The 19,858-nt window shown below is 38.2% G+C and carries 16 protein-coding genes; 4 read left to right on the top strand and 12 right to left on the bottom strand.

What is annotated here, in order from left to right:
- The 6 genes from JHE06_RS03395 to JHE06_RS03370 form a co-directional block, all read right to left on the bottom strand.
- The gene (locus tag JHE06_RS03395; protein WP_058920129.1) at nucleotides 1–1,065 is read right to left on the bottom strand and encodes an ABC transporter permease; all 1,065 of its coding nucleotides are present in this window, start codon (nucleotides 1,063–1,065) and stop codon (nucleotides 1–3) included.
- Complete coding sequence (locus tag JHE06_RS03390; RefSeq protein WP_376821378.1) at nucleotides 1,055–2,605, bottom strand: ABC transporter ATP-binding protein; 1,551 nt, start codon at nucleotides 2,603–2,605, stop codon at nucleotides 1,055–1,057. Before JHE06_RS03390 ends, JHE06_RS03395 begins: the two co-directional genes overlap by 11 nt.
- A 278-nt stretch (nucleotides 2,606–2,883) precedes the next feature.
- On the bottom strand, nucleotides 2,884–3,942 hold the full coding sequence (locus JHE06_RS03385; RefSeq protein ID WP_058920127.1) for a BMP family lipoprotein: 1,059 nt from the start codon (nucleotides 3,940–3,942) through the stop codon (nucleotides 2,884–2,886).
- A 244-nt stretch (nucleotides 3,943–4,186) separates the two neighbouring features.
- Nucleotides 4,187–6,538 carry a DNA translocase FtsK gene (locus JHE06_RS03380; RefSeq protein WP_201089480.1) on the bottom strand — a complete coding sequence of 784 codons (2,352 nt, stop codon included), beginning with the start codon at nucleotides 6,536–6,538 and terminating at the stop codon, nucleotides 4,187–4,189.
- A 175-nt stretch (nucleotides 6,539–6,713) separates the two neighbouring features.
- Nucleotides 6,714–8,795, bottom strand: a complete 2,082-nt coding sequence (locus tag JHE06_RS03375) for a DNA topoisomerase 3 (protein WP_201089478.1) — start codon at nucleotides 8,793–8,795, stop codon at nucleotides 6,714–6,716.
- A 27-nt stretch (nucleotides 8,796–8,822) separates the two neighbouring features.
- Nucleotides 8,823–9,134, bottom strand: coding sequence for a DUF1033 family protein (locus JHE06_RS03370; RefSeq protein ID WP_058920124.1), 312 nt, complete (start codon nucleotides 9,132–9,134; stop codon nucleotides 8,823–8,825).
- A 278-nt stretch (nucleotides 9,135–9,412) separates the two neighbouring features.
- Between JHE06_RS03370 and JHE06_RS03365 the strand changes: the two genes are divergently transcribed.
- Nucleotides 9,413–9,688 carry an acylphosphatase gene (locus JHE06_RS03365; RefSeq protein WP_058920327.1) on the top strand — a complete coding sequence of 92 codons (276 nt, stop codon included), beginning with the start codon at nucleotides 9,413–9,415 and terminating at the stop codon, nucleotides 9,686–9,688.
- 68 nt (nucleotides 9,689–9,756) lie between these two features.
- Complete coding sequence (gene yidC / locus JHE06_RS03360) at nucleotides 9,757–10,689, top strand: membrane protein insertase YidC (protein ID WP_058920123.1); 933 nt, start codon at nucleotides 9,757–9,759, stop codon at nucleotides 10,687–10,689.
- Between the two features lie 90 nt (nucleotides 10,690–10,779).
- Here the strand turns inward: yidC and JHE06_RS03355 are convergent, their stop codons facing one another.
- The 4 genes from JHE06_RS03355 to JHE06_RS03340 form a co-directional block, all read right to left on the bottom strand.
- Nucleotides 10,780–12,312 carry a HAMP domain-containing sensor histidine kinase gene (locus tag JHE06_RS03355; protein ID WP_236253545.1) on the bottom strand — a complete coding sequence of 511 codons (1,533 nt, stop codon included), beginning with the start codon at nucleotides 12,310–12,312 and terminating at the stop codon, nucleotides 10,780–10,782.
- Entirely contained in the window at nucleotides 12,309–13,001 is a 693-nt protein-coding gene (locus JHE06_RS03350) for a response regulator transcription factor (RefSeq protein WP_058920122.1), read from the bottom strand. Before JHE06_RS03350 ends, JHE06_RS03355 begins: the two co-directional genes overlap by 4 nt.
- Before the next feature lie 259 nt (nucleotides 13,002–13,260).
- Nucleotides 13,261–14,694, bottom strand: a complete 1,434-nt coding sequence (gndA, locus tag JHE06_RS03345) for an NADP-dependent phosphogluconate dehydrogenase (RefSeq protein ID WP_058920121.1) — start codon at nucleotides 14,692–14,694, stop codon at nucleotides 13,261–13,263.
- Between the two features lie 114 nt (nucleotides 14,695–14,808).
- Entirely contained in the window at nucleotides 14,809–15,933 is a 1,125-nt protein-coding gene (locus tag JHE06_RS03340) for a M20/M25/M40 family metallo-hydrolase (RefSeq protein WP_058920120.1), read from the bottom strand.
- A 164-nt stretch (nucleotides 15,934–16,097) separates the two neighbouring features.
- On the opposite strand from JHE06_RS03340, the gene JHE06_RS03335 reads away from it, so the two are divergent.
- Together JHE06_RS03335 and JHE06_RS12390 are read left to right on the top strand one after the other, a co-directional pair.
- A complete protein-coding gene (locus tag JHE06_RS03335) occupies nucleotides 16,098–17,054 on the top strand; it encodes a magnesium transporter CorA family protein (RefSeq protein ID WP_058920119.1) in 957 nt (318 codons plus the stop codon).
- A 75-nt stretch (nucleotides 17,055–17,129) separates the two neighbouring features.
- Nucleotides 17,130–17,246, top strand: coding sequence for a DUF4044 domain-containing protein (locus JHE06_RS12390; RefSeq protein ID WP_082664247.1), 117 nt, complete (start codon nucleotides 17,130–17,132; stop codon nucleotides 17,244–17,246).
- Between the two features lie 253 nt (nucleotides 17,247–17,499).
- Here the strand turns inward: JHE06_RS12390 and recN are convergent, their stop codons facing one another.
- Nucleotides 17,500–19,212, bottom strand: a complete 1,713-nt coding sequence (recN, locus tag JHE06_RS03325) for a DNA repair protein RecN (protein ID WP_201089476.1) — start codon at nucleotides 19,210–19,212, stop codon at nucleotides 17,500–17,502.
- A 37-nt stretch (nucleotides 19,213–19,249) separates the two neighbouring features.
- Nucleotides 19,250–19,699 carry an arginine repressor gene (argR, locus tag JHE06_RS03320; RefSeq protein WP_058920117.1) on the bottom strand — a complete coding sequence of 150 codons (450 nt, stop codon included), beginning with the start codon at nucleotides 19,697–19,699 and terminating at the stop codon, nucleotides 19,250–19,252.
- Nucleotides 19,700–19,858 lie beyond the last annotated feature (159 nt).

Here is a 19,858-nt window from a genome sequence, read left to right as displayed (position 1 = left end):
TTATTTTACTCCTCCTTTGTTTACTCTAGCCCGTTTATCAATGAAGAAACGGATCAAGTAGTTGGCTCCAACAAAGAATATAATAGAAGCAATCACAATATCCACGACTTCAGTTGGCACACCTGCCATTAACGGCATACTATTTCCGCCAATTTTAAGAGCTCCAAACAACAATGCAGAGAATAAAATACCAACAGGATTTCCTAAACCAAGTAAAGCAACGGCCATCCCGTCAAACCCAATCGTCGGCATTGCTCCTTGAACAAATATATTTTGGAATGTGCCCATTCCTTCCATCGCTCCGCCTAAACCAGCAAGAGCTCCACTGATCAGCATAGAAACAATGATATTGCGTTTCGTACTCATTCCAGCGTATTTGGAAGCAAACGGGTTTAGTCCTACTGCCCGGATTTCAAAACCGCTGGTTGTCTTTTTCATCAGAATCCAAACCACTACAGCCATGAATAAAGCAATAAAAATTCCAGCATGCAATGTTGAGTTCTTCGTTAAAGTTGTCAACCATTCTACCCGAAGACTTGCACCTGCAGGGATACGAGACGTTGTATCTGAAGCATTTGTCAAAACGTTACGAATCAAATAATTAGTGGTATAAAGAGCGGTATAATTCAACATAATCGTTACAATAACTTCACTAGTGTTAAAATAAGCACGTAAAAATCCTGCAATGCCAGCCCATATTGCTCCAGCTACTGCTCCGACAACCAAACTTAAAAACAGCAATAGCAGACCGGGTAATTCCGGGAACGTTAAAGCGAACCAAACGGAACACAACCAACCTAACAAAGCTTGTCCAGCGACCCCAATATTAAAGAATCCAGCTGTATACGCTACTGAAAAGCCAAGTGCTGTAAAAACTAATGGGGTTGCTTGTCTCAATGTCTCACCGATATAAAAAGAATTACCAAAAGCTCCCTTGATCATAGATTGGTATCCAGCGATTGGATCATAACCAAATGCAAACATGATCAAAGCTCCCAATACTAATCCTAAGACAACAGAAAGCAGTGGAACCAATATATTATTCCATTTTCCTTTATTGTTCAATATGAGACCGCTCCTTTCCACTCTCTTGATCAGCAGCTGCTCTTGCTTTTTCAAGAGATGAACCTGCCATCAGCAGACCTAATTCTTGTTGGGTTGTTTCTTTTGGTTTTACAATGGCCACGATTTTTCCATCATACATAACCGCAATACGATCTGAAACATTTAAAATCTCATCCAATTCAAAACTCATTAATAAAACGGCTTTTCCATTATCCCGTTGTTCGATCAAACGTTTATGGATGTATTCAATCGCTCCAACGTCTAACCCACGAGTGGGTTGTGCAGCAATCAGCAATGATGGATCGCGATCGATTTCCCTGGCGATGATCGCTTTTTGCTGATTCCCGCCGGATAAGGCACTAGCCGGCACCATTTCATTTTGTGTCCGAACATCAAATTCTCCAATTAACTTTTTCGCATATTGTTTAATCGCCTTTGGATGTAAAAAGCCATGTTCGCTTAATGGTTTTTTATAATACGTTTGTAAAGCAATGTTTTCTTCCAAACTCATAGGCAGAATCAAGCCATATTTATGGCGGTCTTCAGGAATATGCCCTAACCCATTTTCCGTAATCTTGCGGGGTTGTTTATTTTGGATCTCTTCTCCATTTAAAAGAATCTTTCCACTTTCTATTTTAGCAAGTCCTGTGATCGCTTGAATTAATTCGCTTTGCCCATTTCCATCAATTCCAGCAATCCCTAAGACCTCACCAGCACGAACTTCTAAGCTCAATGCTTTAACTGCTTCTAACCCGCGATCTTCTTGAACTGTAATATCTTGGACAGAAAGAACAACTTCTTTTGGTTGTGCAGCTTTTTTTTCAGTCTTAAATGAAACCGAACGTCCAACCATCATATCTGCTAATTCTTGTTGCGAACTTGAAGCTACGTCAACGGTATCAATACTTTGGCCTCGACGAATAACCGTACATCTATCAGCAACTTGCTTGATTTCATCTAATTTATGTGTGATCAAAATGATCGACTTTCCTTCGCGAGTCAGAGCTTTCATGATTTGCATCAATTCTTTGATCTCTTGAGGAGTCAACACGGCTGTAGGTTCATCAAAAATTAAAACCTCTGCTCCTCGGTATAATGTCTTCAAAATTTCTACCCGTTGTTCCATTCCAACAGAAATGCTTTCAACTCTTGCAGCAGGATCTACCAATAAACCATATTTTTCTGATAAATCTTTGATGGCTTGTTTGGCTTTGTTTTTGTCTAGCACTCCAGCTTTATTAGGTTCACTGCCCAATATAATGTTTTCCGTTACAGTAAATTTCTTTACTAACATAAAATGCTGATGAACCATTCCAATTCCTAATTTATTCGCCATACCTGGAGAATTGATCAGAACTTCTTTTCCATTCATCAATATTTCACCTGATGTGGGTTCTAAAAGACCCGATAAGATATTCATCAAAGTTGATTTTCCTGCTCCATTTTCACCTAACAGAGCATGAATCTCGCCTTTTTTAAGCTGTAGATTAATGTTATCGTTCGCTTTAAAGGTACCAAACTCCTTGGTGATACCTTTCATTTCTATGACGAAATCGGTTTCCGACACGATGGACTCACTCCTTTTCAATTGCTTGAATTCATTATCTATTATACGTTATTTACTAAACAGGAGCTACAGTGAATTCTTTTTTTATTTAATTGCCATGCAAATAATAGGACTTTTTCAATTAGCAGCTCTCTTGTAAAACCTAAACCTCTTGTATCCTCTAATGGATAAGTCATTTTTTGTCCTAAGATGTGAAAAGACCGGAATGAGCATCCGGTCTTTTCACTGAAGTTCAATTGAATTTGGTTTTTTTATTTTTCAGGGGTTTCTGGTACTTCGATATCTCCGTTAATGATTTTTTCTTTGTAGTCTTCAATACTTTTCTTAACTTCATCAGTCAGACTGCCATCTGTCAAATCAACGCCGCCTTCAGCTAAACCAAAGTTCACCGTTTCTCCGCCAGTGAAGTTTCCAGCCATCGTATCGTTTGCAATATCTTTAACGGCTGCTCCAACACCTTTAAGCGTAGACGTTAATGTTAAGTTGCCAGAATCGTATTTACCTTCTTCTTCTTGGTCACGGTCAACGCCGATTACCCAAAGTTTTTCAGATGGATCAGCATTCATACGGTCTTTAGCTTCAGAGAAGACTCCGTTACCTGAATCACCAGCTGCTTGATAAATAATATCGATTCCGCTGCTATACATTGCTGCTGCTAATTGTTTTCCACGTGCAGCATCTCCAAAAGAACCTACGTATTCTACGTTTACTTCAATTGCAGGGTCAACTTCTTTGACACCGGCAACAAATCCAGCTTCAAAACGTGAAATAACTTCACTTTCTTGTCCGCCGATAAATCCGATCTTTCCAGTTTCAGTTGATTCTGCAGCAGCAACTCCAGCTAAAAAGGCTGCTTCTTGGTCTTTAAATAAAACAGATTCAACGTTTGGTGCGTCGATAACTGAATCAATAATGACGAATTGCTGATCTTCGTTTTGTCCAGCTACATCTGTCATTGCTTCTTGTAATTTAAATCCAACTCCATAAATCAAATCGAAATTGGCATTTACTGCACTATTTAAATTGGTAACAAAATCTGAGTCTTCGTTTGATTGAATATAAGTATATCCATCTGCGCCTTCTTTTTTACCGTTGTCTTCTCCCCATTCCTGCATACCTTCCCAAGCAGATTGGTTAAAAGATTTGTCATCCACTCCACCTACATCGGTAACCATTACGACAGAAAAATCATCGCCTGAATCTGATGCAGTATCTGAAGGTGTCGCTGAATCGTCTGAACCACAGGCTGCTAATGTCGCACCTGAAATTAATCCTAAAGCTAAAAGACTCATATAATTGCGTTTTTTCATTAAAAAAACCCCCAATATTTTTTTAGTGCGAATAAATAAACATTCATTCACCCTCGTATTTATAGTACCATCTTTATAAAATAAAATAAACCACAAAACGATGATTGCAAGCGTTTTACTCAAAAAATGTTCACTTTTTAATCGCCTTCTCATTTTACATAAACCTTGTTCTTTTAAACGACAAAAAAGGTTGAGCTAGATGCTCAACCTTTTCCCAGCTGGTGATTTGGCTTTTTATGAATAGCTACTGTTCTGCTAAATCATCGCCAGGCTCACCTGGAACTTCCGTAATGTTCACTTTTCTTGGCTTGCTTCCTTCAGATGGACCAACGATACCACGCATTTCCATCTCATCAATGAGTCGCGCTGCACGATTGTACCCAATTCTAAAACGTCTCTGCAATAAAGAGATACTGGCTGTCTGCATTTCTACGATCATTTGAACAGCATCATCATAAACTTCGTCTTGTACTTCACCGCTTGTAGTTTGAGGTTCTTCCGTCGGCATCATTGCCTCAACATAGTTTGCTCCTTGTTGTGTGGTTACAAACGAAACAACTCTTTCCACTTCAGCATCCGATATGAAGGCTCCTTGAACACGGACAGGCTTATTTTCACCCATCGGCAAATACAACATATCTCCACGTCCAAGAAGCTTTTCAGCCCCACTGCTGTCAATGATCGTCCGTGAGTCGATTCCGCTAGAGACGGCAAAGGCGATCCGCGATGGGACATTGGCCTTGATGATGCCTGTAATAACATCGACACTTGGTCTTTGCGTAGCTAAAATCATGTGGATCCCTGCTGCTCTAGCCATTTGGGCCAAACGAATAATGGCATCTTCTACTTCGTTGCTGGCTACCATCATTAAATCAGCTAATTCATCCACTATCACCACAATAAAAGGCAAAGTCGGATGACTTTCACCATTTTCTAAGTTTTGCTCTAAAATAAACTGATTGTACCCCGCAATATTCCGTTGACCACTAGCAGCAAACAACTCATAGCGTTGTTCCATTTCGGCTACGACTTTTTGTAAAGCTTGAGCTGCTTTTTTAGGATTGGTTACGACAGGTGTTAGCAAATGAGGAATCCCATTATAAATATTCAATTCTACCATCTTAGGATCAATCATCATTAATTTAACTTCGTTTGGTTTAGCTTTCATCAATAAACTAGTGATAATGCCATTGATACAAACAGATTTACCACTACCCGTTGATCCTGCCACTAATAAATGCGGCATTTTCGTTAAATCAGCCATGGCTACATTACCTGAAATATCTCTTCCTAGTGGAACTTCTAATAATTTTTCACTGTTTTTCACTTGTCCATCAATAACATCACGGAACGCCACAATACTGACCTCACTATTTGGTACTTCAATTCCAATAAAAGGTTTTCCAGGAATAGGCGCTTCTATCCGGATATCTTTAGCAGCCAAAGCTAAGGCTAAGTCGTCACTTAAGCTAACAATTTTGCTGACCTTTACACCTACTGCTGGTTGAACTTCATATTTTGTCACTGCTGGACCAAGATTGGCTTTGGTTACTTTTGCGTCTACTCCAAAACTCTGAAACGTTTCTTCTAGTTTTTTAACATTTCGTTGAATCAATGCATATTCATTGGTTTGATCCGTTTGTTTTACTTCATCTAGTAAAGACGAGGGCGGCAATTGGTAATCAGCATTTTCGGCTTCAGCTTGGATATCAAATTCCAGCTTACTACTGTCATCGCTTGATTCTTCTGGCTCTTCTGCTTTTGCCTCTTTCGTTCCTTCTGCTTGTAAACGACTCTGATAACTATCGATTTCTAGTTGCAATGGATCTGTTTTACTTGGTTGTTCATTGACTTTCGTTTCTGGCACATCTACTTTAAGTGGTTTAACGCGATTTTTTTTAGTATTTTCCTTTTCTTTAGCTGGATTCACGCCAGTTTCCGGCGTAAGCTTTTCTTGAGTTCGCAGCTTGTTCCAATTTCGAAAACGCGTACCCATTTGTGCAAAAAAGTCCTTAATGTTTTGAAATATTTTTTTCGATGTGAGACGAACAAAATCCATAAAATATTTAAATGACCATCCGAAAACGAAAAAGCTCCCAATAAACCAAAGAATCCCAACCATTAAATACGTTCCCCATTGGGCAAATAAAAAATAACTGAGTGCATATAGTCCGGCACCAATCATTCCACCACCTACCGATTGAGTAATCTCATTTTTAGTCATATCCGTCATAAAGAAACGCAATGTCGCAGAAAGGACATTTACATCAGCATGAATAATAGGTGCAAATAATAAAGCATGCAGCAACAATAACGTTCCGCCATACAATAAACCTAACCCAATTATCCGCTTATTTTTAAAAGGAGGCTCGGTTCCTTTGATAACTAAATAGATGCCATATACAGCCAACAATAATGCCGCAAATAAAAAGGTGTTACCAATAAAAAAACGAAATAAGTTGGCGCTCAATCTGCCAACAAAACCCAATTGAGATGCTGCAAATAAACTTAAAATAATAAAGATAACTCCGATGACTTCAATTGAAAGATTGCGTTTTGTTCTTTTTTTAGTGGTGCTTTTTTTTCTTGCTGCCACAACTACTCTACCTCCTCCGCATTCTTTTCCTATTATACACAAAATGAGCGAAAAGCGGAATTGCCGCTGTAGCCTCATTAAATAAAAGCCTTGCATCACACTGGATCGTTCCTGGATAAAAACAAACTTTGTCCAAGAATCCATATACAGTGAACGTGCAAGGCTTTCTTTTCAATTAATTCCCTTGTTTTTCCATGGCTGCTTTGAGGGCTAATGCCAGTGGACTTTCCATTTCTTCTTGCGCTTCTTGATTCATTTTTTGCATAATGCGTTTTGTTTCATGCTTATTTACTTTTTTGTTTTTTGTATCACTCATTTTTTCAGAAAGGTTGCAGTATTTGCATTTAAAAAATTTCCCTTTTTTCCCTTCATGAATCTCCATTTTACGATGGCATTGAGCACATCGGCGATTGGATACTTTTGGATCTTTTCGACGACGATAAGAACAATCCGTACTGCTGCAAACAAGCATTTTTCCATCACGACTATTGCGTTCTTTCAATAATTCCCCACAATCTGGGCACACTTTTGAGGTAAGCGAATAATCTTTATACGTTTGCTCACTCAGTTTGATCTCTTTGACCAAACGCTTAGCTTCAGTTGTGATTTGTTTTAAAAATTCGTCTTTTTTTAATGTTCCGGCTGCAATCTCTTCTAAAGATTTTTCCCATTTACTGGTCAATTCAGGAGTGACTAAAGCTGGATTAACTAATGTCAATAATTGTTTGCCTTTAGGCGAAACCGTCAACTTCGTCAATTGACGTTCCATTAAATCGCTGCTAATTAACTTTTCAATAATTTCAGCCCGTGTAGCAGCTGTTCCTAAGCCATTATTCTCCATTTTCTGCAGTAACGCAGCTTCTGTCAGCCGACTTGGTGCTTCCGTCAACCGTTTTTTGATTTGAACGGTCGTTTGGCTCAACCGTTCCCCTTTTTTGTAAATCGTTTGCGGTTTTTGAGCTTCCGTTTTGCGCCATCCCTTTTCTACAACAACAACTTGCTGCAAAGTAAAGGTCACATCAGCAGCAGCCAATGTATAAGTTGTTTTTACTTCTTTGTATGAAGGTAAAAACAAACCTAAGAAACGTTCTACGACCATACGATAGATTCGCAACTCATCCTGATCCATTTTTTCTGGTCGAGGCCTTTCTTCTGTTGGAATAATACCATGGTGATCTGTCACTTTAGCGTTATTAAAAACAGACTTTTGAGTAACAACTCCCCCTCGTTTCAAGATCCCTTTTACTTCTTCAGGAAAGAATCCGTGTATCGCTTGTAAACGATCTTTCATCGTTGCTGACATATCGTCAGTTAGATGTTTTGAATCGGTTCTAGGATAAGATAGGACTTTATGGCGTTCATAAAGAGTTTGCATCACGCTCAACGTTTTTTTAGCTGAAAATTGATAGCGTTGATTAGCTTCCCGCTGCAGTTCCGTTAAATCATAAGGCAGCGGTGCAGCATGTACTTGCTGCTTTTCTTTTACTTCTTGGACCATCACAGGTTCTGATGTCAACCGGCTGACTAATTCTTCCGCTTGTACACGTTCCTTAAATTTATGCGGAGCACCCTCTTTAAGTACAGCAGATTGCCCAGCTACATTTAATTCCACAGTAAAAAAAGTCTCCGGTATAAATTGTTCGATTAGCGCTTCTTGTTTTCTGATCATGGCTAAGGTAGGTGTTTGTACTCGTCCCGCTGATAGACTGTCTTGATATTTAACGGTTAAAGCTCTGGTGACATTCAAGCCAATCAGCCAATCTGCTTCTGAACGAGCAACGGCAGCGTCATAAAGTGCATCGTATTTCTTGCTCGGTTGCAGTTGTTTGAATCCTGTACGGATCGCTTGGTCCGTTTGCGAAGAGATCCAAAGTCGTTTGACCGGTTTATTGAATTTGATGTATTCAAGAATCCATCTAGCAACCAATTCTCCTTCTCGTCCTGCATCAGTTGCAATCACTGCTTGGTCGATGTCTTTTCTTTGAGCTAATTGTTTAATGGCTTTTAATTGGTGACCGGTATTCTTTAAGGGTTTGATTTGCATTTTGGCTGGAATCAATGGCAAGCTTTCCATATCCCATGTTGCCCACTCTTGTTTATAGTCTTCCGGCATTTTCAAGCCTAGCAAATGACCCAATGCCCAAGTCACGATAATGTCTTTGCCTTCGATATAACTTTTATTTTTCTGGTTAGCTCCCAATACTCGAGCGATTTCTTTTCCTACACTAGGTTTTTCGGCAATAATTAAAGTTTTCATTTAATTTCCTTTCTGTTTCTAAACTATTCAGTTGGATACTATTTCTTCCGCTTCAATCAATTGATACTCTTTTAACAGAATCAAACTATGAAATAATTGTATGTCATCTTCACATTCAATGCAATATTGATTCTGACTCTCATCCCAAAAAGCGGTTAAGTATCCTTTTTTTGTTTGATGATGAGGGTAGGTCTTCTGGAAATCCATGAACTGCGTTTGGTATTCGCGGATTGCTTCATCAAACGTTTCAAATGTTTGAATGCTCTTTATTTGTTTTTTCCAATCATCAAAAAACCACCAAGGTTCATATTCTCCTTGCAACTCCATTACTTGAAACATCTGCTTTCCCCCAATTTTGATTGTATTATAGCATACCTTGCTTCTTTTTAGCAGGGCCGCAGATTGTTTGACGGATTCGCATTTGACTTATAGAATGAAGGTAAACCCTTTTCAATCCATCTCTATCAACATCAGTCTTCAACAGAAAGTGAGGTTTTTAAAAGTGACTCTTTTTGAACGATTTAAAAGTGCTTTTATATTAACTCCTGATAAATCTTTCATACGTAAAAAGTAAAAAAACAACTATAATTGAAGAAACACAAGGAGGAGAATTAATGATGAAAAAAGTAACATTAACTGTAACTGGGCGTGTACAAGGTGTCGGTTTTCGCTATATGACTAAAATGGTTGCCGATCAAATAGGTGTTTTTGGTCTTGTTCGCAATGAAATGGATGGCAGCGTCTATATTGAAGCAAATGGAGAACCACAAAAAATAGATGCATTTATTGAAGAAATTCGAAAATCGCCTACTCCTAGCGGAAATGTTGAGCATTTAGAAATAACCGAAGATTCGTCTTTACCAGTAAAAGATAAATTTTCCGTAAGCAATTGAAATCGTTTCACGATTCCTGTATAGTTAATTGTGTTATCGGTAAAAAACATAATGAAGGATAGTGAACAATGAAAAAATTAAATAAGCTCCTTTTAACTGGATCGCTTTTGAGTATGGTGCTCTTTCTTTCCGGTTGTATGGGACAAGATAAACAAGGAAATCCTAAAGGCTTTATATATGAGTTTTTAGTCGTTCCAACGCAACAACTTATTCTTTGGTTAGCAGATGCATTTAACGGCAACTATGGTATTGCGATTATCATCATTACGTTAATTGTACGAGTCATCATCTTGCCTTTAAACCTGAGCCAATCTAAGAAATCTTTAGTTCAACAAGAAAAAACAGCCTTCATCAAGCCTGAAATGGATGTTATTCAAGCCAAGCAGAAAGCAGCACAAACACCAGAAGAAAAAGCTGCTGCGCAACAAGATTTGATGGCTCTATACAAAGACAATGATATGAGCATGTTGGGCGGTATCGGATGTCTGCCTTTATTGATTCAAATGCCTGTCTTTACGGCCATGTTTCAAGCTATCCGTTTATCACCAGAAATCGCAAACAGCACGTTTTTGGGCATCAATTTAGGTGATCGAAATATCCCATTAGCAATTGCAGCTGGTCTGATTTATCTAGTCCAAGCGTATGTTTCAATGATCGGTATCGCTCCGGAGCAAAAGAAACAGATGAAGACTATGATGTATATGAACCCTATCATGATAGTGATGTTTACTATTTCTTCTCCTGCTGGTTTAGGTTTGTATTGGTTAGTTGGAGGATTTTTCGGGGTTTTCCAAACTCTTATTACGAATTTCCACTTCAAACCAAGAATACAAGCACAAATCGCTGAAGAGATGAAAAACCGACCTAAAAAAGAACGGCCAATCAAAACAGTTGAGCCGCTTAAGTCAACTGAAGTTAGTACCGACCAACAGCCACCCGCAATGAAACGAAACGCTGGATCGGCTCGTGGACGAAATGCTGGCAAACAACAACGAAGATAGCTTTTAAACTTAACTAAAAAAGACTGCCTTTCCATTCCTTTAAGGGATTGGAAAGGCAGTCTTTTTTTGCATAACTAAACGAAAAACTATTTAATCGTTCGATTCTTCTTCATAAATAGGCAGTTTGATTCTAAAAATAGAGCCATATTCTAAGACACTTTCAACAGAAATAGATCCTTTATAGCCAAGCAATAATTCTTTTGCAATAGCCAATCCCAATCCGTTTCCGCCTTTATGCCGGCTCCTAGCTTTATCGACACGGTAAAAACGATTGAAAATTCTTTCCGTATCCTCATGCGTCATTCCTTCACCAAAATCTTGGATAGCAATATCTAATACGCGGTTCTCGACAGCGATCGATACATGGACTTCTTTGCGGTCAGTTGAATATTTCACAGCATTATCCAACAATATAATCAATATTTGCTCCAAATGGTTTCGATAAATGGAAACATAAACTTCTTCATCCACAGCATCATCTAAATTAAAGACAAAATCCGGATGAATCATTTTGAAATTATTGACGGTTTGCAAGACTAAAGGTTTAATAGCCGTCTTTTCATTTTTATAATGAATTTCAACTTGTTCTGCTCTTGATAAATCCAACATTTCCTGCACGAGGCTTTTCATCCGTTCAATTTCTTGTAAAGAAGCTGACAGCGACTCATCTAGAATTTCAGGATCTTTTTTTCCCCAACGGTCAAGCAATTTCAAATGCCCTTCCATAACCGCAACCGGAGTTCGCAGCTCATGGGAAACATCTTCTACGAACTGTTTCTGTTGCTCAATATATTTTTGCATTTTATCTAACATGTCATTGAAGACATTTGATAAATGGGTTAATTCATCATTGCTTTCAGCAATTTCAATCCGAGAAGTTGATTGAGTATCTTGTCGTATGTCATTCATGGTATTCGTGATTTTTTTGAGCGGCTTCAAGAAGTTGATAGCCAGCATATAGCCTATAATACTGCTGAATATCAATGCCAGGATGTTGATAGCAACCAGAGCCAAAATAATTCGTTCATTCATCCGATAATAGTTGCCCATCTCGCTTGTAACTTGAACATAACCAATCAGCTGTTGCGTTCTTTTGGAATAAATGGGCATGGTTCCTTGGAAGCCTTGTGTGCCATCGATATCGATCGACTCGATCAAAGGCTGAGCTGTTTTTTCAAAAGGGATGTCCTTTCGCTTAGACTCAAATAATAAACGTAAAGTAGGACTATAGACACGAACCATGATCCCTTCTTCGTTCATTTTAGCAAAAATAGTATCTTGGAAATTGTTTGGCTGTCCGTATACTAAATTTCGTTGGTCGAATTCATCATTCATTTCAATCGGAGTTGATGTATACGTACCGCTTAAAGCCATATAGACCGTTTCTTTTGATAAACTGGCAGATTCATTGTTCAATCGATTAGCGACTCCAAATAAAGTTTCTTTTACATCTTCGTTCTCTTGGGTCAATAAAATTTGTCTGAATCCTATAAAAATAGCGACAGAAAAAACAGAAAAAGTTAAGAAGATGGCCAATGCTGCTCCCATTGTCCATTTCCACTTCAACGAAATTCGTTTTCCTTTTTTTGTTTGTTCGTTTCCGTCAAAAGATGGTCGTTTCACGAACGCATCACATATCCCGTTCCACGAACCGTTTGAATGTATCCCTCAACGCCTGGAACATCAATTTTATTCCGTAAGTAACGGATATAAACGTCTACTACATTTGTTTCTACTTCTGTTTCGTAACCCCATACTTTATTTAATAATACATCCCGTGCTAATACAACATTAATGTTTTCCATTAGTTCTAATAATAGTTCATATTCTCTTTTGGTCAATTCAATCACTTCATCGCCACGGCGAACCACGCGGTTTTCTTTCTCAATTGTCAAGTCACGATACGTCACTGTTGTTTGTTTAGTGATGTTTTGTTCACTTTCAATTTCAATACGGCGGAATAAAGCACGCATGCGGGCTAATAATTCTTCAATGGCGAACGGTTTAACGATATAGTCATCTGCTCCATGATCTAAACCAGAGACACGATCGATCACGGAGTCTCTAGCAGTCATCATAATAATCGGCACACTGCTGACTTGTCTAATACGGCGGCAAACATCGATACCGTTTAATTCCGGCAACATTAAATCAAGTAAAATAACGTCCCATTCTTGCCCTTCGGCTAAAGCTGCTTCTAAACCTGAACGACCATCATAGCGAACTTCAGTTTCATAGCCTTCGTGTTTTAACTCAAGCTCAACAAAACGTGCTAAGTTTTTTTCATCTTCAATAATTAATATTTTATTCATCATATACCCACCTGTTCTTCTATTTTCACTGTTCTTTGCTTGTGTTACAATACCACGCTAATCTTAATTTCTCAATAAAATTCTCATCTTACTATTAGAATTCTACCATAAATTAGAAATAAATGAGAGTTTTTGATTTATGAGTCAATTTTTCTGCTTGATTTATTTTTATCCACAAATTAAGAGCTAGAGAAATAAAACTCTCTAGCTCTTAATTCACTCTATACAGTTGCTCTTAGCAAATCAATCATTAACTGATTTAAAGTTCTTCTTGTCCTTCATTGCCATACCAGTCGAAGTGGAAAGTTCCGGCTTTGTCGGTTCTTTCATAAGTATGAGCACCAAAGTAATCTCTTTGTGCTTGGATGATGTTAGCCGGCAAATCAGCTGTTCGATAAGAGTCGTAATAAGCAATAGCTGAAGAGAATGTAGGAATTGGAACGCCAGCTTTTACAGCAATTCCAATAACATCACGAACGGCATCTTGATAGTTTTTTGTGATATCCATGAAGTACCCATCCAACATCAAATTCTTCAAATTTGGTTCCTTAGCATAGGCATCCGTGATCTTTTGTAAGAAACGAGCACGAATGATACAACCAGCACGGAAAATTTTCGCAATTTCGCCATACTGCAAGTTCCAATCGTATTCTTCACTGGCTGTACGCATTTGAGCAAATCCTTGTGCGTAGCTCATGATTTTGCTGAAGTACAAAGCTTGTCGAATTTTTTCAACCAATTCAGCTTTATCTCCGTCAAATGAATAACTAGCTGGTGCTGGTAAGATCTTGCTTGCAGCAACACGTTCTTCTTTTAATGCAGAAATATAACGAGCAAAAACTGATTCTGTAATCAGTGGAAGAGGTACGCCTAAATCTAATGCACTTTGTGATGTCCATTTTCCGGTACCTTTGTTGCCTGCACGGTCTAAAATGATATCGACCATTGGTTTACCCGTTTCAGGATCTTTTTTCGTTAAAGCATTAGCGGTGATTTCAATCAAGAAACTGTCTAACTCGCCTTTGTTCCATTCAGCAAAAACTTCAGCAACTTCATCGACTGATAACCCAACAACTTTTCGCAATAAATCATATGATTCAGCAATCAATTGCATATCTCCATACTCGATTCCATTATGCACCATTTTAACATAATGGCCTGCTCCATTTGGTCCGATATAAGTGACACAAGGTTCGCCATCTTCGGCAACAGCAGCAATTTTTTCTAAAATCGGTGCAACTAAGTCATACGCTTCTTTTTGTCCGCCTGGCATGATGGCAGGGCCCAATAAAGCTCCTTCTTCTCCACCAGAAACACCAGTTCCAATAAAGTTCACGCCAGATTCAGCTAGCTCTTCGCTACGGCGTATAGTATCTTGGAAGAATGTATTTCCGCCATCAATCAGTACGTCTCCAGCATCAAGATGGGGCAATAGGCCTTGAATAGTAGCATCTGTTCCTTTACCTGCTTGAACCATCAGTAATATCCGGCGTGGTTTTTCTAGTGACTCCACAAATTCTTCCATTGTATAAGTTGGAACAAGATTTTTGTCAGGATTTTCTGCAATTACAGCTTCTGTTTTCGAACCGGTACGGTTAAAAATAGAGACGCTATACCCTCTGCTTTCGATGTTTAGCGCTAAATTTTTTCCCATTACAGCCATTCCAACGACACCAATTTGTTGTTTACTCATTCGTAAACTCTCCCCCTCGAAACTTCATTTTATTTTCCATTTTTTTATTTCTTCTATCTTTACTATCCTACCAAAAAAAAGCTGAAATTAAAAGGAAGGAATGCTTCATAACTCTTATTTGTTGGCCATGCCGACAACTAGTGCATAGGCCATTTCTAATCCCTTCAGTAATTCTTTAATTGGAAGGTATTCTTTAACCGTGTGTATTTTTTCGTAGCCAATGGCTAAATTAGTTGTTTGTTTGCCTTTTCCATTAAAAATATTAGCGTCGCTGCCTCCACCGCTCATCTCATAACTCGGTGTTCTGCCAATAGTTGAAATAGCTTTAGCGGCCATTTGCACAACTTCGGTCGATTCGTCAAAGCGGTAACCGTCATATTTTTTTTCTGTTATCACAATGGCTTTTCCACCCATTTCTTTTGCAACTCGTTCAAATGTTTCTTTCATGTGTTGAACTTGAGCAACACATGCCTCTTTAGACAAAGACCGAGCTTCAGCCACGACCTCTAGTCGTTCCATGACCACGTTAGTCGCTGTTCCTCCAGAAATCAATCCAATATTTGCTGTCGTTTCTTTATCGATACGACCTAATTGCATTTGACGAATAGCTTCAGCAGCAATTTGAACAGCAGACAACCCTTTTTCAGGTTCTAACCCTGCATGAGCAGAAATACCTTGAATCAAAGCTTTGATTCGGTATTGTGTTGGACTGCCGATAGTAATACTGCCCACAGGGCCACCTGTATCCAATACAAAACCCAGATTTGCTACCATCGGTGTTACATCAAACGCTTTTGCTCCTACTAAGCCGCTTTCTTCTCCAACAGTGATGATAAACTCTATGGTCCCGTGTTTAACGTGGTTTTCTTGGAGTGTTCTAATCAATTCTAACATAATAGCTAGACCGGCCTTATCGTCTGCCCCCAAAATAGTTGTTTCATCTGAATAAATAATATCATCTTTGATAATAGGCTTAATTCCCTTACCTGGCGTAACCGTGTCCATATGACTTGAAAAGAAAAACGGCGTGATGTCTGTTGCACCTTCTAATGTGCAAATTAAGTTATTTGCACCAAAACCCGTTTCTTCCATTGTTTGATCTTCTGCTACGGTTAGTCCTAAGGCTGTGAATTGTTCTTTCAAAAAAGCTTGGATAGCTTGTTCTGATCGCGTTTCTGAATCAATTCGAACCAATTCAAGAAACGTTTCCACTAATCTTTTCTCATTCCACTTTCTCATTTCTTTTTCCTACTTTCTATTCGGCTCTCAACCTTATATAGAGCCTTTTTTCATATCTGCCTGCTCTTTGTTAGCTCCTTTTGATCAAAATAGTGTATGATAAAGATAGATGATTCGATAAAAAATACATAATTGTAGTCGAACACCAACAAAGGAGGATTATTATGTACCAATCTTATCATACTGATGCTGATGGTAACATGGTAGTAGCTGAAAAAGGACAAATCACAGATTGGTTACATGTTTCTAAACCTACAGCTGAAGAAATCGATTATTTAGCTGAACACTTTAACTTTCCAAAAGATTATCTTACTAGTATTCAGGACCCAGACGAAGTTCCGCGGCAAGAAAAGTTAGGATTGAATCCAGCTGAAGATCCAAATTTGATTATATTTAACTATCCTTGCAAAGTAACAAATACATTAGGGTATGACGAATACATAACGATTCCATTTGGCATTATTTTAACTGAAAACACCATCATCACCGCTGCTGAAGATCTGCCTTTTTTTATGGAAAAGATAATCCGAAATGAAACAGATTATCCAGTCGATACCAAAAAACCAGCACAGTTCGCTTTGGAAATTGCTTGGCAGATTTCGTTTAATTACATCTCTTGTCTAAAAGAAATCATAAAAAAAACAGAAGCTATGGAACAACAATTAACGATCACAACTAAAAATGAACAGCTTTTTGCTTTGATGTCATTGCAAAAAAGCTTAGTTTATTTTAATACTTCTATTCATGCAAGCCACCCTATTTTTAATGATTTAAAAGAAATTGAACTGTTTACTCAACACACTGAAAATCGGAATTTGCTTCACGATGTGATCGTAGAAAACCGTCAAGCTGAAGTGATGATCGAAGAAACCGATCAATTATTAACACAGATGAGTGCTGTTTTCTCATCTGTTGTTTCTAATAATTTAAACAACATCATGAAGTTTCTAACTTCTGTTACGATCGTTTTAACCATTCCCACTATTATCGGAGGACTTTGGGGGATGAATGTCAACTTACCTATTGATAAAACCCCCGGAGCTTTTTGGATCATGATTCTCATTATTATTTTAATCAGTATTCTAACCACCTGGTTTTTGAAAAAAAATGATTATTTTTAAATACCACTTGATAAAGCTACCTGTTTCAGTGTAGACTATAAGAAATATCTGTAATGAAAGTAGGCGAATCAGCTCATGGCGAATAAAGATAAAAAGACGCCTGCAACCAAGAAATGGACTAAAGTTTTTGTTTGGGTAATGTTAGTTTCCATGCTTGGATCAGCATTCATTTCTGCGTTAGCTATACTCTGATTTTTTCACAAAACAAAAATAAGAGGTTGGGACAAAAGTCCCAACCTCTTTTGCATATCCGAATATTTATTCTAGAACGTGTTCCAAAAAGCAGACCCGACGTCCACTTCACGAATAATGCTCGATGGTCTGTGACCATACTGCGCTTATCCGTTCCAGTTTCCTTAGCCCTTGCAGCTTTAGCTGCTTAGGGATACGGTATGCGAAGTAGATGATTCGGGTCTAAACGCTTTTTGTCTCACTCCCTTTTTAGTTAGTTTAATTGTTTTGTTTTTTGATTTTTCGCTAATTCGCGCAGTTCTTTTGCATGTTCTAGCGTTAGCTTTGTAATTTCAGTTCCAGCCAACATTCTGGCAACTTCTTCTACTTTTTGAGGTTCTGCCAATGCTTCAACATGTGTTTCTGTCCGTTCAGCTACTATTGTTTTTGATATAAATAAATGATGATCCGCCATCGCCGCTACTTGCGGCAAATGGGTAATACATAAAACTTGCGAATGAATCGCAACCATATAAATTTTGTTTGCAATCGCTTGTGCCACACGCCCGCTGACACCCGTATCGACTTCATCAAAAATGATACTGGTAATGCCTTGTGACTTTGAAAAAATAGTTTTCAACGCTAACATCATTCTGGATAATTCTCCCCCAGAGGCCACTTTAGCTAGTGATTTTAAAGGTTCTCCTAAATTAGTCGCGATATAAAATTCTACATGATCTAATCCTATTTCTCGGGCGGTTTCTAACGTTGGTTCCGCTTTTCCATTAAAAAATTGTACCTCAAAAACAACTTTTTCCATGAATAATTCTTTTAGTTGTTCATGAATGGCCGCTTCTAATTGTTTTGCAACGCTTTGTCGCTTTTTCGTCAAGGCTTTGCCTTGCTGAATCACCTTTTCCGAAAGAGTATTCAGTTCTTTGATCAAATGATTAATGTGATCTTCTCGGTTTTGGATTTGAAGCAGTTCTACGGCAATTTTTTCATAATAAGATTTGATCTCTGCAATAGAATCTCCATATTTACGCTTCATTTGGTGAATCAATTCCAACCGTTTTTCAATATCATTTAACCGATTTTCATCATAAGCCATTTGATCCATTTCTCTTAAGATGTCGCTTGCTGCTTCTTGCAACTGAAAGTAACTATTTGCAATCGTTTCTGATAAAAGTTTGTACGTACCATCAATGTCTTCAATTGAACTCATTTCGGACATAGCTTGACCAATCAGATCGATCCCGCTGTTTTCTTCACCCTGTAAAGCATCATAACTGCCTGATAAAGCCGCTGTGATCTTTTGGTAATTCATTAATAGATTTTTTTCTTCCAACAACTCTTCTTCCTCATGATCGCCTAGCTCAGCCATTTCAATATCATTCACTTGAAACTGCAGCATATCCAAACGTTGCGCCAATTCCTGTTCACTATTTTGCCATTTATCATAGGCTTTTTTAACTTCTTTGTAAGCAGCATAAGTTGTTCCGTAAGCGGCTTTAAGCCGGTGCAGCTCTTTATCTCCAAATTGATCTAACATTGCCAAGTGCCGCTCAGGGTTCATTAGCTCTTGGTGCTCGTTTTGACCATGAATATCAATGATCGTTTCTCCTATTAAACGTAAAGTCGCAATATTCACCAGGCGTCCATTGATGCGGCAGACATTTTTACCATTGCGATGAATATCTCGTTGAATAATAAGGGTGCCATCTTCCATTTCAATATCATAAGAATTTAGCAACTCATAAGTCAGTTGATTGTCTTCAATTGAAAACAACCCTTCCAAGACACATTTGCTCTCACCATGACGAATGAATTCATTTGAACCGCGTCCACCAGCCAATAAGCCGACTGCATCAATAATAATGGATTTCCCTGCTCCGGTTTCCCCTGTTAAAACTGTCATACCCGATTCAAAACTTAGATTCAAATCATGAATGATGGCAAAGTTTTTAATGGTTAATTCTTGTAACAAATTGCTTCACTCCCATCAACTTGTCCGTTGCCTAGTATTAAATCAAACTAATAAAATGATTTTTTAAATTTTTTGCTTGTTCTTCAGAACGACAGATAATCAAAACATTGTCATCTCCTGATATGGTTCCAAATATTTCAGAGAAATCGGAAAGATCGATCAAAGAACCCAAAGCAAAAGCATTGCCTGGAATTGTCCGAAGCAAAAGAAAATAGTCCTGCACATCGATTGAAACAAAGGCATCTTTTAATAAACGCTCTAATTTTTTTGAGGTATTGTGCTGAACATCTGGGGGCAAACTATAACGATAGCCTCCGGTTGGAGCAGGAACTTTTACCAGCTGAAGTTCTTTGATATCGCGGGAAATAGTAGCTTGCGTCACCTCGATCCCCTTCTCTTCTAAAATACGCACAAAATCCTCTTGCTTTTCAATAATATGCTCTTGAATCAGATTTTGTAATAAACGATGCCGCTCTTTCTTCTTCATCATTTCACCTCATTTTAATATTCAGTATAAATATACATTATTTTCTTTATCATACCGTACATTATACAGATATAAAAGCAAAACCGTATACAGGAATCCAGCTATTTCCAAAAATCGCCTATAAAAAAACAAATTTTGTATAAAACTATACAAAATTTG

Origin of the sequence: Carnobacterium sp. CS13, assembly GCF_016653495.1 — a bacterium.
In the GTDB taxonomy this organism is placed as follows: Bacteria; Bacillota; Bacilli; order Lactobacillales; family Carnobacteriaceae; genus Carnobacterium_A; species Carnobacterium_A antarcticum.
Note: the sequence above shows the minus strand (reverse complement) of the source record. Positions and strands in the feature narration are given on the sequence as shown.